The organism is Blautia sp. HCP3S3_B11, assembly GCF_052064435.1.
GTDB lineage: Bacteria > Bacillota > Clostridia > Lachnospirales > Lachnospiraceae > Blautia_A.
On record NZ_JBQHVP010000002.1, the window covers coordinates 39,203 to 53,257 of the forward strand.

The 14,055-nt window shown below is 39.7% G+C and carries 12 protein-coding genes; 10 read left to right on the forward strand and 2 right to left on the reverse strand.

Annotation, left to right across the window (positions count from 1 at the left end; translation table 11 throughout):
* Positions 1-76: 76 nt before the first annotated feature.
* Positions 77-376 (forward strand): DUF6110 family protein, encoded by a 300-nt coding sequence (locus ACTNC0_RS01655; RefSeq protein WP_441086265.1) that lies wholly within the window; start codon positions 77-79, stop codon positions 374-376.
* Positions 376-2,472: a heavy metal translocating P-type ATPase gene (locus ACTNC0_RS01660; protein WP_441086092.1), complete on the forward strand. Its 2,097-nt coding sequence runs from the start codon at positions 376-378 to the stop codon at positions 2,470-2,472. The genes ACTNC0_RS01655 and ACTNC0_RS01660 overlap by 1 nt, the downstream gene beginning before the upstream one ends.
* A 186-nt stretch (positions 2,473-2,658) precedes the next feature.
* Here the strand turns inward: ACTNC0_RS01660 and ACTNC0_RS01665 are convergent, their stop codons facing one another.
* Positions 2,659-3,027: a metal-dependent transcriptional regulator gene (locus ACTNC0_RS01665; RefSeq protein ID WP_441086093.1), complete on the reverse strand. Its 369-nt coding sequence runs from the start codon at positions 3,025-3,027 to the stop codon at positions 2,659-2,661.
* A 175-nt stretch (positions 3,028-3,202) separates the two neighbouring features.
* Between ACTNC0_RS01665 and ACTNC0_RS01670 the strand changes: the two genes are divergently transcribed.
* From ACTNC0_RS01670 to ACTNC0_RS01690, 5 genes are all read left to right on the forward strand, one after another.
* Positions 3,203-3,421, forward strand: coding sequence for a cation transporter (locus ACTNC0_RS01670; protein ID WP_118574288.1), 219 nt, complete (start codon positions 3,203-3,205; stop codon positions 3,419-3,421).
* Between the two features lie 216 nt (positions 3,422-3,637).
* Positions 3,638-5,521: a heavy metal translocating P-type ATPase gene (locus ACTNC0_RS01675; protein ID WP_441086094.1), complete on the forward strand. Its 1,884-nt coding sequence runs from the start codon at positions 3,638-3,640 to the stop codon at positions 5,519-5,521.
* Between the two features lie 126 nt (positions 5,522-5,647).
* The gene (locus ACTNC0_RS01680) at positions 5,648-6,010 is read left to right on the forward strand and encodes an ArsR/SmtB family transcription factor (RefSeq protein WP_441086095.1); all 363 of its coding nucleotides are present in this window, start codon (positions 5,648-5,650) and stop codon (positions 6,008-6,010) included.
* A gap of 117 nt (positions 6,011-6,127) precedes the next feature.
* Positions 6,128-7,651, forward strand: coding sequence for a Y-family DNA polymerase (locus ACTNC0_RS01685; protein WP_441086096.1), 1,524 nt, complete (start codon positions 6,128-6,130; stop codon positions 7,649-7,651).
* A complete protein-coding gene (locus ACTNC0_RS01690; protein ID WP_441086097.1) occupies positions 7,648-7,980 on the forward strand; it encodes a hypothetical protein in 333 nt (110 codons plus the stop codon). The genes ACTNC0_RS01685 and ACTNC0_RS01690 overlap by 4 nt, the downstream gene beginning before the upstream one ends.
* 8 nt (positions 7,981-7,988) lie before the next feature.
* On the opposite strand, the gene ACTNC0_RS01695 is transcribed toward ACTNC0_RS01690, so the two are convergent.
* Positions 7,989-8,471, reverse strand: a complete 483-nt coding sequence (locus tag ACTNC0_RS01695) for a Gx transporter family protein (protein WP_441086098.1) — start codon at positions 8,469-8,471, stop codon at positions 7,989-7,991.
* 455 nt (positions 8,472-8,926) lie between these two features.
* On the opposite strand from ACTNC0_RS01695, the gene ACTNC0_RS01700 reads away from it, so the two are divergent.
* The 3 genes from ACTNC0_RS01700 to ACTNC0_RS01710 all read left to right on the forward strand — a co-directional run bounded on the left by ACTNC0_RS01700 (position 8,927) and on the right by ACTNC0_RS01710 (position 13,996).
* Positions 8,927-10,903, forward strand: coding sequence for an Ig-like domain-containing protein (locus tag ACTNC0_RS01700; protein WP_441086099.1), 1,977 nt, complete (start codon positions 8,927-8,929; stop codon positions 10,901-10,903).
* 393 nt (positions 10,904-11,296) lie between these two features.
* Positions 11,297-12,061 (forward strand): FAD:protein FMN transferase, encoded by a 765-nt coding sequence (locus ACTNC0_RS01705; RefSeq protein ID WP_441086100.1) that lies wholly within the window; start codon positions 11,297-11,299, stop codon positions 12,059-12,061.
* 42 nt (positions 12,062-12,103) lie between these two features.
* Positions 12,104-13,996 carry a penicillin-binding Tp47 domain C-containing protein gene (locus ACTNC0_RS01710; RefSeq protein WP_441086101.1) on the forward strand — a complete coding sequence of 631 codons (1,893 nt, stop codon included), beginning with the start codon at positions 12,104-12,106 and terminating at the stop codon, positions 13,994-13,996.
* Positions 13,997-14,055: the final 59 nt, after the last annotated feature.

Consider the following 14,055-nt stretch of genomic DNA (forward strand, 5'->3'; position numbering starts at 1 on the left):
AATACATGAAATAAAAATAACCTGATGTCGAAAAGGAGGACAAAATAATGATTAAATTTGACGCAAAAAAACAGGAATCTTCGCAGCAGGAGTAGCTTTTGGAACAGCAAGTATTAAAGTTCTTACAAGTAAAGATGCCAAGAAATTATATACAAACTGCACAGCAGCCGTTTTACGTGCGAAATCCTGCATTATCAAAACAGCTTCCACAATTCAGGAAAATGCTGAAGACATTTACGCTGAAGCACAGCAGATCAACGAAGAAAGAGAAGCAGCTGAGGAAGTTGTAGAAGATGCAGCTGAAGAAACAATAGAAGATACAGCAGATTTTAAAGAAGAGACAGAAGAAACAAACGAAGAAGGCAGCGAAGAATAATGAAATTTGCTATTAAGCATGAAATCAAAGGGAGAATCCGTATTCATCTTGCTCAGAAGCACATGACTTACAGACAGGCAGATATCCTGCAGTACTATCTGGAGGAACAGAAAAATATCAGCAAAGCTTCCGTTTATGTAAGAACACAGGATGTGACTGTTTATTACTCTGGAAGCAGAGAAGAGCTGATCCATCTGTTGAGCAGATTTTCTTATGAGACAGCCCGGGTGTCAGATTCTGTTCTGGAGAATTCCGGACGTGAATTAAATGAGACATACAAAGAAAAACTAATCAATTCTGTAGTATTACATGCATTAAATAAAATGTTTCTGCCATACCCGGTACGTATGGTGATCACTACAGCTAAATCCTGTAAATATATTTACCATGGAGTACGCACTCTGATGAAAGGCAAACTGGAAGTTCCTGTTCTGGATGCGACTGCAATCGGTGTGTCTATGCTTCGTAGTGATATCAATACCGCAAGTTCTACGATGTTCCTGCTTGGAATTGGTGAGATTCTCGAAGAGTGGACACATAAGAAATCTGTAAACGATCTTGCGAGAAGTATGTCTATTCATGCAGAAAAGGTATGGCTTGTAAATCCAGAAGGTCAGGAAGTTCTTGTACCTGTTTCCGGCATTAAAGCGGGGGATCATGTTCGTGTACATATGGGAAATGTGATTCCATTTGACGGAAATGTTGTTGCCGGAGAGGCAATGGTCAACCAGACTTCTCTTACCGGTGAATCACAGCCAGTCCGTAAAGCAGAGGGAAGCTTTGCTTATGCCGGAACTGTTCTCGAAGAGGGTGAGATTACTGTCCAGGTAAAGGAAGCCGCAGGATCCAGCCGTTATGAAAAAATCGTCGGTATGATCGAGGATTCTGAGAAACTGAAATCCTCTGTAGAGAGTAATGCCGAACATCTGGCAGACAGACTTGTTCCATACACTCTCGCAGGCACAGCTGCAACTTATCTGATTACCAGAAATATGACCAAAACTCTGGCAGTGCTCATGGTAGATTTCTCCTGTGCACTGAAACTTGCCATGCCTATTTCAGTATTGTCAGCAATCAGAGAAGCAAGTACTCACAGTATCACTGTAAAAGGTGGAAAATACATGGAAGCAATGGCAGATGCCACAACAATCGTATTTGACAAGACAGGTACGCTTACCAAGGAAAAACCGATAGTTTCTGATGTTGTATCTTTCAATGATGAACTGAGTGCAGATGAACTTCTGCGTATTGCAGCATGTATGGAAGAACATTTCCCTCACTCTATGGCAAGGGCCGTAGTAAATGCCGCAAAAGAAAGAAATCTTGTCCATGAGGAAATGCACTCCAAAGTAGAATATATTGTAGCTCATGGTATTTCTACTACTATTGAAGGCAAGAAAGCCGTAATCGGAAGCTGGCATTTTGTAATGGAAGATGAGAAGTGTGTGATTCCGGAAGGAATGAAGAATAGATTTGAACATCTTCCGTTAGAATGTTCTCATTTATACCTTGCAATCGAAAGCAGGCTTGCGGCAGTTATCTGTGTGGAAGATTCTCTTCGTGAGGAGGCAGCAGATGCAGTACGTGAGTTAAAGGAAGCCGGAATCACAAAAGTTGTTATGATGACCGGTGACAGTGAACGTACAGCGGCAGCTATTGCAAAACGTGTCGGAGTAGACGAATATTATTCTGAAGTTCTCCCTGAAGATAAGGCTTCCTTCGTAGAAAAGGAGAAGAAACTTGGTCATAAAGTTATTATGATTGGTGATGGAATTAATGATTCCCTGGCATTATCTTCTGCAAGCATAGGCATTGCTATCAGTGATGGTGCAGCTATCGCGCGTGAGATTGCTGATGTAACAATTTCAGCGGATAATCTTCATGAGATTGTTACATTAAAAAAACTGAGCACCGCTTTGATGAAACGTATCCATAATAATTACAGAACGATCATTGGTGTCAATGGTGGTCTGATCGCACTTGGAGTGACCGGTGTAATTATGCCGACTACCTCAGCGTTGCTTCATAACCTTTCAACACTGACAATCAGTTTAAGAAGTATGAGAAATCTTCTTCCGAAAGAAGAGGAAATTTAAATAAAGAGAACCATATTTGACCGGCATCATCGTGAGGTTGAAACTATCTATACGATAGACCGGGAATATGGTTCTTTTTCATTTTAATTCTGTGAGTAAAGTAAAACAATGTTTTATCATTCGTAGTGCGCTTGCTTACAGCTAAATAATTATAGCCCCCTACAGTTACTCATATAAATTCATTGATTACTGTACGTCTGCAATAAATTTCTTAATAGCTGTAAAACTCTCTGAGCTGATTGCATGTTCCATCTTACATGCGTCCTCAGCAGCAACTTCCGGATCAACTCCGATTGAAGTGAGCCAGTTAGTCAGAAATTTGTGTCTTTCATAAATCTTGTCTGCAATTTCCTGTCCGGTTTCAGTGAGATTGATATATCCATTCTCATCAACCGTGATATAATTATTTACTTTTAAATTCTTCATCGCAACACTGACACTTGGTTTGGAAAAAGAAAGTTCATGTGCCACATCAATAGAACGGACGTTTCCGTTTCTCTCCTTTATCATAAGGATCGCTTCAAGATAGTCTTCTCCAGATTCATGTATCGCCATACCAGGATCCTCCTTTTGCTTTATTGTGATGAATTATAACATAAATTTGTATTTCCGTAAAGAAATCTGTGAAAAACTATTGACAGAACAGGAAAGCATGCTATAATAAAATCAAACAAATGAACAAGTGCTCATATATTAATATAAAAATATGAGTCAGAAAGGAAAATATATTATGAAGAAGACTTATAAGATTGATGTAGACTGTGCAAACTGCGCAAACAAAATGGAGGAAGCTGCTAAGAATACAACAGGTGTTAAGGATGCAACTGTTAACTTCATGATGCTGAAGATGATCGTTGAATTCGAAGACGGACAGGATCCGAAAGCAGTTATGAAGGACGTATTAAAGAACTGTAAGAAAGTAGAAGACGACTGCGAGATTTTCCTTTAATTTCAAATGATTCCAGGGACTGTTGCATAAAGAATCACTTTTACGGCATATGGCTTGCCGGAAATATTTAATGCAACAGTCCTGCTTTTATCATATATCCGGGAATTTATACCATAATTTTTAAGACGGCTTCGCGGGATTAAATATAGTAACTTTTACAGAACTGCTATAGATACAAATAATGGATACAACATAAAAACGGGGAGGACATAGAATATGAACAAGAAGCAAAAGAAAATGCTTGTCAGAATCATCATATCACTGATTCTGGTGGTCGTTTTTTCAGGACTTCCGATAGATGAACATCAGAAATTTGGAACTTACCTGAGATTTGGGCTTTTCATGATTCCATATCTGATTATTGGTCATGATATTCTGAAGAAAGCATTAAAAGGTATCAGAAATAAACAGGTATTTGATGAGAACTTTCTGATGGCTGTGGCTACCATAGGCGCTATTCTTCTGGGTGACTATACAGAGGGTACCACGGTTATGCTTTTCTATCAGATTGGAGAGCTTTTCCAGAGCTATGCGGTAGGAAAGAGCCGCAGAAATATCAGTGAACTGATGGATATCCGCCCTGATTATGCGAACGTAGAACAGGATGGTAAGTTAGAACAGGTTGATCCGGATGAGGTTGAGATTGGAACGATCATCGTTGTACAGCCAGGTGAGAAAGTACCGATTGATGGTGTGATCACAGAAGGCACTTCTACATTAAATACCAGCGCACTGACAGGCGAGAGCCTCCCGCGCAACGCAAAAGTGGGAGATGAAGTAATCAGTGGATGTATCAATATGACTGGTCTTTTAAAAATCCGCACAACAAAGGAATTTGGTGAATCTACTGTATCCAAGATTCTGGAACTCGTAGAGAATTCAAGCTCCAGAAAATCAAAATCCGAGAATTTTATTTCTAAATTTGCCAAGTACTATACACCGGCTGTATGTTACGGAGCACTTGCACTTGCGATTATTCCTCCAATCGTATTGCTGATTATGGGAAAACCTGCAATGTGGGGGGACTGGATCTACAGAGCACTTACTTTCCTTGTAATCAGTTGTCCATGTGCACTTGTTATCAGTATCCCGTTAAGCTTCTTCGCAGGAATCGGCGGTGCCAGCAATCAGGGTGTTCTGGTTAAAGGTTCCAATTATTTAGAGACACTGGCTCAGACAAAATATGTTGTATTTGATAAAACAGGAACCATGACACAGGGTGTGTTTGAAGTAAGCGGCATCCATCATAATGAGATGGCAGATGAAAAACTGATAGAATATGCAGCACTTGCAGAATGCTCTTCTTCCCATCCGATCAGTAAGAGTCTTCAGAAAGCTTATGGAAAACCAATTGATAGAAATCGTGTTACAGATATTGAAGAAATCAGTGGTAACGGTGTGATTGCAAAGGTTGACGGTGTTTCCATTGCTGCCGGAAATGCAAAATTAATGAAGAGACTTGGTATTTCCTATCAGGAATGCCACCATATGGGAACGGTTGTACACATGGCTGTTGATGGAAAATATGCAGGACATATCCTGATTTCCGATATCGTAAAACCTCATGCAAAAGAAGCTATCGCAGAACTTAAGAAATCCGGTATTACAAAAACAGTTATGCTTACAGGTGACTCCAAACGTGTTGCAGATCAGGTTGCCGCTGATCTTGGAATACAGGAAGTATACAGCGAACTTCTTCCGGCAGACAAGGTATCTAAAGTAGAAGAACTTCTCTCAAAGAAAACAGAGAAAGAGAAACTCGCATTTGTAGGTGACGGTATCAATGATGCTCCTGTATTATCCAGAGCGGATATCGGTATTGCCATGGGGGCGCTTGGATCTGATGCAGCAATTGAAGCTGCCGACATCGTTCTGATGGATGACGATCCGCTTAAGATTTCAAAGGCTATCAAAATTGCAAGAAAATGTATCCGTATCGTATACGAGAATATCTATTTTGCCATCGGAATCAAGGTTCTCTGCCTGATTCTTGGCGCATTAGGTATCGCAAATATGTGGGTGGCGATCTTTGCAGATGTAGGTGTTATGATCATTGCTGTATTAAATGCAATCCGAGCATTGTTTGTGAAAAAATTATAACTATTCAGCTGGCTAACTATAAAGATACTGAACAGTTACAAAAATTTATAAGCAACTATATGGTTAGTGTCTGAAATGTGGGCGGTAACCATTTGTAATAATATAAAGAAAGGAACAGGTGAAAGAATGGAAGAACGTAAAGATGAAATTTGCGAAGGATGTGAGGTTCATGAAGACCTGTTAAAAATTGTAAACGAAACATTACCGGAAGAAACCGAACTTTACGATCTGGCTGAATTATTCAAAGTTTTTGGAGATTCCACCAGAATCCGTATTCTGTTTGTATTATTTGAAGCTGAAGTATGTGTATGCGATCTTGCTAAAGTACTGAATATGACTCAGTCCGCAATTTCTCATCAGCTTCGTATTCTGAAACAGAACAAACTGGTAAAAAGCCGCAGAGAAGGCAAATCTATTTTTTATTCCCTGGCAGATGACCACGTACGAACGATTATTAATCAGGGACGTGATCATATAGAAGAAGATTAAAACAGATATTGGATATTTTTTAGGTATATAAATATTTTTATACTTGTGATAATATAGTTGTTAAAGAATAAGCAGATATTTTCAGAATATGTTTTAATCTATAATGAGGATAAATAAATGGAATCTCATATTTATGTCGCGATAGATCTGAAATCCTTTTATGCGTCAGTAGAATGCAAAGATATGGGGCTGGATCCTATGACCACGAATCTGGTCGTTGCAGATGCCAGCCGTACAGAAAAAACTATATGCCTTGCAGTTTCCCCGTCCCTGAAAGCTTATGGGATTCCGGGAAGAGCAAGGCTTTTTGAAGTTATACAGAAAGTCCGAAAAGTAAATCAGGAACGTCTGAGATCAGCACCCGGGCACAGATTTACAGATGAATCATGCGACGACACTGAGTTAAAAAGTAATCCATCTCTGAAAGCAGCATATCATATAGCGCCGCCAAGAATGGCCAGATATATCGAAATCAGTACAAAAATATATCAGACATATCTGAAATATTTTGCACCGGAAGATATGCACGTATATTCTATTGATGAGATTTTTATAGACATCACACATTATATGAAAATATATCAGATGTCTGCACGCCAGCTTACCCAGAAGATCATTCAGGATATCCAGAATACTCATGGACTTACTGCTGCCGCGGGAATCGGTACGAATTTATATCTCTGTAAAATAGCCATGGATATTGTGGCAAAACACGTAGAACCCGATGAGAACGGAGTCCGTATTGCGCAGCTAGATGAAATGGAGTATCGCCAATTATTGTGGGATCACGAGCCTATTACTGATTTCTGGAGAGTTGGACGTGGATACGCCAGAAAACTCGCAGAAAACGGAATGAAGACAATGGGTGATGTGGCCAGATGTTCCATTGGGCAGCCAAATGATTATCATAATGAAGAATTACTCTATAAGCTTTTTGGCATTAATGCAGAATTATTAATTGACCATGCCTGGGGCTGGGAACCCTGCACTATTGCAGAAATCAAATCCTATAAGCCGGAAAACAACAGTATCTGTTCCGGGCAGGTACTTCAATATCCTTATAAATTCGAGAAAGCAAGAATTGTCATCCGGGAAATGGCTGAGATGATGGCACTTGATCTGGTAGATAAAGGACTGGTGACAGATCAGTTAGTTCTGACCGTAGGATATGATATAGAAAATCTTTCCAACCCGGCAATCAGCAGGAACTACAAAGGTGAGATTACGATTGACCGCTACGGAAGAAGTATTCCAAAACATGCTCACGGAACTCAGAATCTATCTGGTTTTACCGCCTCAACTTACGAAATCATTGACAGTACATTGAATCTTTATGACTGCATTATGAATCCGGAGTTGTTGATCCGCCGTATCACACTGACTGCCAATCATGTAAAAAAAGAGCAGGATGTTGTTCCTAAAGAAACATACGAGCAGCTAAATTTGTTTACTGATTATGCAGCCATTGAAAAAGAAAAGCAGGAAAAAGAAGCAAAGCTTCAGAAAGAAAAGAAACTTCAGCATGCAATGCTGGAAATTAAGAAAAAGTATGGAAAAAATGCCATATTAAAGGGTACAAATTTTGAAGAGGGTGCAACATCTGTCGACAGAAATCAAAGGATCGGAGGTCACAAAGCTTGAGTAAACCAATAAATGATTCCCAGAAGCAATACAATGATTTTAAAAATAAATATGTCCCTGACAGCCATATGACAAATCATTCCTCTCGTAAATATGATGACATTATCAATCTTCCTCATCCTGAATCATCCTCTCATGTGAGAATGCCCCTGCATGACCGGGCAGCCCAGTTTGCACCCTTTGCAGCACTCACCGGGCATGGCAAAGCGATTCAGAATACGGCAGAAGCAATGGAAGATGAGATGAAGCTTGGCAAGGATGTAACTCTTCTCGAAGACCCCGCTGATCCTGCTTTATGGGCCTGTTCAAACTCTAAGAAGAATAGGTAACAAAACGACTATATATGAATTCTCTTCACGATTTCATTTGTAAGCCCGCCAATCACAACACCGGCAGCCACACCTGCCACTAACAATGCCGGTGCATATACAAGTACACTTGCATTATTTACGATCAGCATGGCAATAATCAGCTGGCCGATATTATGAGAGACACCTCCTGCAACGCTGACTCCGATCAGACTGAAGGAGGTCTTTTTTAACATAAGTGTCATAACAGTCATACTAAGTGCTGCACCTGCCAGGCTGTAAAAGATACTAAACAGGTTTCCAAACATGAATCCAATCACAAGAATGCGGACAACTGAAACCAGTGCAGCCTCTTTAAATGAATATTTTTTCAGGATAAAAAGCACTCCCAGATTAGCAAGCCCAAGCTTGATTCCGGGAATTCCTGCAAATACCGGAGTCAGTGATTCTACATATCCCAGAATAATCGCTACCGCGGAAAAAAGCCCTAAATAGGCTGTTTTTTGCTTCATAATATAATTCCTCCAAGATTCTGGCCATTTGATTCAAACAAAAACTACAGTCATAAGTAATTATCACTATTTTACAATTTACAGATAGACGAATCACATAGACAGAATACTTCCTTAAGTAATCTTATTGCATAATTTCGTTACTGTTCACTCCACCCAGCAACATAATTTCTTCAGTATTTTAACATAGAACAAAATCGTCTTCAACTTAAAACAGCTTTATTATTGAAAAAGTTTGTCCAATAAAACTGCCAAAAAATGATAGATTTTTTTCTATTTATGCTATTCTTATCGAGGTTAGTATAAACTAACAAATACTCACTAGACAAATACCGAATATCTTTGGCAGAAGTCACTCCCTTTTGGTAAAAAGTAAAATTAACCCTCTGGTAAGAGTTATTCCCTTTGGTAAAAGTGATTCCACAAATATAAAATGTTTAGAAGAGGAGAAAGCCATGACAAACAAAAACCTTATTAAAAAGATAGCTCCTGTTGTAATGAGTGCAACAGTAGCAATGACCAGTATGCCATACACAGCTTTAGCAGCTGATTTTACAGATAATGAGGCAGTTGCAGACAATACAGAGATTTCCATCTCTGAAGAATTTGCCACAGAGGATGCGCAGGAAGAATTTACAGCAGACACTGAAGAAAATGCTTTCGCAGCAGAGGCACAGCAGGGAGAAGCTTATGTACTTATGAATATTCCATATGATGATTTCTATAAGGCAGAACTGAAAAATAATGATGTCAAGGTTGACGCATTTACCTCTGCAACCCTCAACAAATCAAGAACTTTCGGTATGATGAATGGAAATTCCGCTTACCATGTGGACCCGAACGGTACTGATGTCACCGGCGTTACTTTTCCCGTGAAAGTCAGTGATATTTCTGTTCTGAAAGATCAAAAACAGATAACAGATTCCGATTCCGTAACGATTACTGTGACAAACAGAGGACAGACAAGCAGCAACACTTATACCGGAAAAGATTCTCTGATTGAAAATGCTTCTTATTCCTATTATGTTTTAAATGAAACTCCATCTTATTACAAAGAACTCACCGTTAATGCAGATGGCAGTTATTCTTTCTCCGCAATGAAAGGCGCAGAGACAAAAACAGTTGAGATCAAAGCGGATTTTAAGACAGAGACAACCTACGGTGATTATGAACTGGATCTTGACAACGAGACTTTCTCAGGAATAATCGATACAAATACAGATAAAATTTACGGCGTAACTGTAAACACTACCGACGGAACCAATTATGGTCTTCGCCATCTGGAGAATATCTGGCGTGGAAGCATGCTTGCCTGGGGAACAGGATACACAACAGAAGTTCACGAAGGTCCGATTTCCTCTGCGCATTACAAATCAATCATGGGCAAAACGATTGACAGTGTAACTTACTATACTGATAAAGGACTGATTACATTTGATGTCCCGGATGTAAAAGTGCAGACAACTACCGGTATCAAAGCAACCATCGCAGATATCATGAATACAGAAGTTTCCGCAACAGTTACCTTTGACCAGAAACTTCCGGCTGATTTTAAAGCAAAATATACAGTAGATGGCAAAGAAGTTTCTTGCACTAACGGCAAACTTGCAGTTGGAACACAGGCTCTTGGCATACATAAAGTTGTGATCACAGATGAGAGCGGAGCTTATGCGGCTATCGTAGCAGAATTTACTGTAGTAACAGACAAAACGCCGGCAGCTTATGATGTCAAAGAAAGAAAATTGACCGTAGCAGAAGGCTCATCTGCTGAAGATTTTTCCGCATATCTCAAGAGTATCAGCAAAGTGAAAGTTGGCGATACAGAATATGCCGCATCCGGAAGAGGCGCAAAGGTTATCGTAAAAGAAGATGGAACTTTAGACCTCACAGATCTTCAGGTAACAGATGCAACAGTATTTGAAATAACTGCTGTCGGATATAAGAACAATCTTACTTTCACTTATGGTGAGACAAAAGCTGAGTTTAAACTGAATTCCACAGCAAAAACTATTTATACAAAAGGACAGACAACAGCTTCTCTGAAGCTTACAACAACCCTTACGGATAAAGTCACATGGATATCCAGCAATAAAAAAGTAGCAACTGTAAACAGCAAAGGCGTTATAACAGCAAAAGCAAAAGGAACAGCTGTGATCACCGCAACATGCGGAGAATATAAGGCAACATGCAAAGTAACAGTTAAGAATCCATCCCTCAAACTTACTAAAACCTCTGCAGATGTGAAAGTTGGAAAAACAACTAAAATCACCGCAAAAGTAACTCCATCAGGAAAGATTACCTACAAATCCAGCAACAGCAAAATTGCAACTGTAAGTTCCAAAGGTGTTGTCAAAGGAAAGAAAAAAGGTATAGCCAAAATTACAGTAACCTGCAATGGTGTTAAGAAGGTATTTACGGTAACAGTAAAATAAGTTGTGCTTTCAATTTAATTTTTTGTAACTGTAAAAATATAAAATAATAGGTAACTGCCTGATGCCATCACAGTTACACAGAACTCTGAATTATTATAATCTTTCAGAAATTATTTTGCATAAAACAATGTACTATTACAGCAGCAGAATCAGCCCTGGGAATTTACTCCCGGGGCTATCTTAATGAGAAAAAAACAACATTAACAGGTAGCTTTAATTGTAGATTTCTGTCAGAGAAAATGCTACACTTCTAAAAGTTAGTCAAAGTTAATAAATGAAAGCGAGAAAACAGCATGAAGAATCAAAATTTCTATCTGCGTCTGATTGCTCTTTTGCTGATCATCATGGCGGTATTTTTCTACAATAGTACAGCATCGGAATGCCGGCAGTACTGTGACGGTATCTGACGAAACAGCAGGATATTTAAAACAGGTACTGGATCTGTCAAAAGTCTCTGATGGCGCCATGGATCCTACCATGGGAAAAGTGATCCGCCTGTGGGATATCGATGGTGAAAATCCTCATATTCCTAATGAGGATGAACTGAATTCCCTGCTTGAAAATGTAGGCTATGAGAAAGTTACTCTGGATGGAAATGAAGTTACCATGCCAGAGGGCGTTACTTTAGATCTTGGCGCAGCCGGTAAAGGAATTGGCTGTGATGCGGCAAAACAGATTCTGGAGAATCACGAAGAAGTTCCGGGTATGATCCTGAATCTTGGTGGCAGCAGTGTGATGAGCTATGGTTCAAAGCCTGACGGTTCTTCCTGGCAGGTTGCTGTTACAGATCCGCGTGATACAGAAGGTGATTACCTTGGCGTAGTTGCCTTAAATGGAACAGAATTTCTGTCCACTTCCGGAGATTATGAGAAATATTTTATAGAAGATGGCGTTCGGTATCATCATATACTTGATCCTTCCATAGGATATCCTGCCAGAAGTGGCCTTACATCTGTAACAGTTGTGTGTGATGACGGTCTGAATGCCGATGGACTTTCCACGGCATGCTTTGTACTTGGAAAAGATAAGGCAGAGAAACTGCTGGAAAAGTACAATGCCGATGGGCTTTTTGTAGATGATTCCGGTCATGTCTGGCTTACGGATGGCATGAAGAAACGATTTCAATTACTGAAAGATACTTATTCTGTCAGTGAATAAGATCATCTTATAAAACATTCATATTCAGGAGGATTTATAGGTATGCGCAAAGGAAATTTAATTAAAATGGCTGCACCTGCAATCTTAAGCGCAGCAATGATGGTTTCCGGATTACCGGTTGGAGCTATGGCTGCAGATTTTACCGAGGAGACAGCTGTTGAAACATCTGTAGATGAATTCGACGCAGCAGAAGAAGCAACAGACGCTTTCGCAAGTGATGAGGAAACACCATTTGTTGACGATCAGCAGGCTGCAGAAGATGAGTTTGCTGCAACAGCAGAAGATGGATACAAATATGTTTACGCCGGTCTTACCTGGGAGCAGTATTGGGCATCCGAAAGCGTTTACAATGCCACAAACACTCAGTCAAACAGCACAAAAGATACTCATGACGAATTTGATAAAGGTGGATTTGATACAGTTACAAGAGCAACTGTAAATCACGGACTTCACAGGGGAAGCTACCAGTGCGAAGCTATCATGTATGATAAAAACGGTGTTTCCTATGAAATTTCCTACTGGACATCTGCAACTGACGCAGTTCTTACCGACGGAAGTACTGTAAAACTTAATCAGCCGGAAAGAGGACAGATCACAAAAGCTGACGGAAGCGTAGTTGATTTTGAAAGTTATAAAGTAGTAGGTCTTAAATATGTTCCTGTCGCTGTTAAAGCAGAAGATTATGACGCATTTAAAGCACAGTATAAAGTTGTAGAAGATGGAAGTGCTATAGCTGGTGGTTACGGTGAAGGAAATCTGCAGTCTTATAATGGAGTTGCAGATGTCACAGTTGAAACAAACGGTTTAAAAGAAGCTGTAAAAGGTACTGACGGAAGCTTTACTTTCAAAGCAAGAACAACCGGTACAGGATCCGGACTTAAAGATGAATTGCTTAAGACAGCAACTGATGTGACAACAACTGTAAAAGAAGCAAGTGGAAGCTATGGAGAGTTCTTAAGAGTGGACATCACAGGTGACGGATATGGCGCTCTTGGTTCAAAAATGTATGCTGTGAGATGGGATTATTATGGAAACGAAGATACCGTTCTTGCATCTTATGGAACAAAATTTGCAGCAGATAACTGGATGCATAAAGCTATGGGAATCCAGCTTGGACTGACAGATTCCTATCGTTGCCAGCTTCCGGCAGGAACAGACGGAACAGGTAAATGGAAAATCACGATATATGCTATGGGATATGCAGACACTGTATTTGACATCACAGCAACAGATGCCAACACTGTAAAACCAGACGCCGGAGAAGCTGATACAACGGCATTAAAAGCAGCTGTTGAAAAAGCAGATGCATTAAAAGAAGCAGACTATACAGCAGATTCCTGGAAATCCATGCAGGTAGAGCTTGCAGAAGCAAAAGAGCTGTTAGCAAAAGAAAAACCAACCCAGGCAGAAGTTGATGAAGCTACTACTCATTTGAATACAGCAGTAGAAGCTCTTGTAAAAGCAGATACTTCTAAAGTAACAGTAACTCTTAATAAGAAAACAGCTACTGTTTACAAAGGAAAAACTACTGCTCTGAAAGCAACTGTAACTGGTGCCGCAGCTGGAAAAGTAACATTTACTTCCAGCAACACAAAAGTTGCAACAGTAAACAAAACAACCGGTAAAGTTACAGCAAAAGCAGCCAGAAAAGCAGTGATCACAGCTAAATGCGGAAACGTAAAAGCAACCTGCACAGTAACAGTTAAAAATCCAACTCTAAAACTTGCAAAAACATCAGCATCTGTAAAAGTTGGAAAGACAACTAAGATTGCGGCAAAAGCAACTCCATCCGGAAAAATCACATACAAATCCAGCAATAAGAAAATTGCTACCGTATCTTCCAATGGTACAGTAAAAGGTATCAAGAAAGGTTTAGCTAAGATTACAGTAACATGCAATGGTGTATCCAAGACATTTAAAGTAACTGTAAAATAATCGGATTAATTCAGTGTGAAAATTAACTGATTCACAGACATAGAAAAGAAATCCTGTAT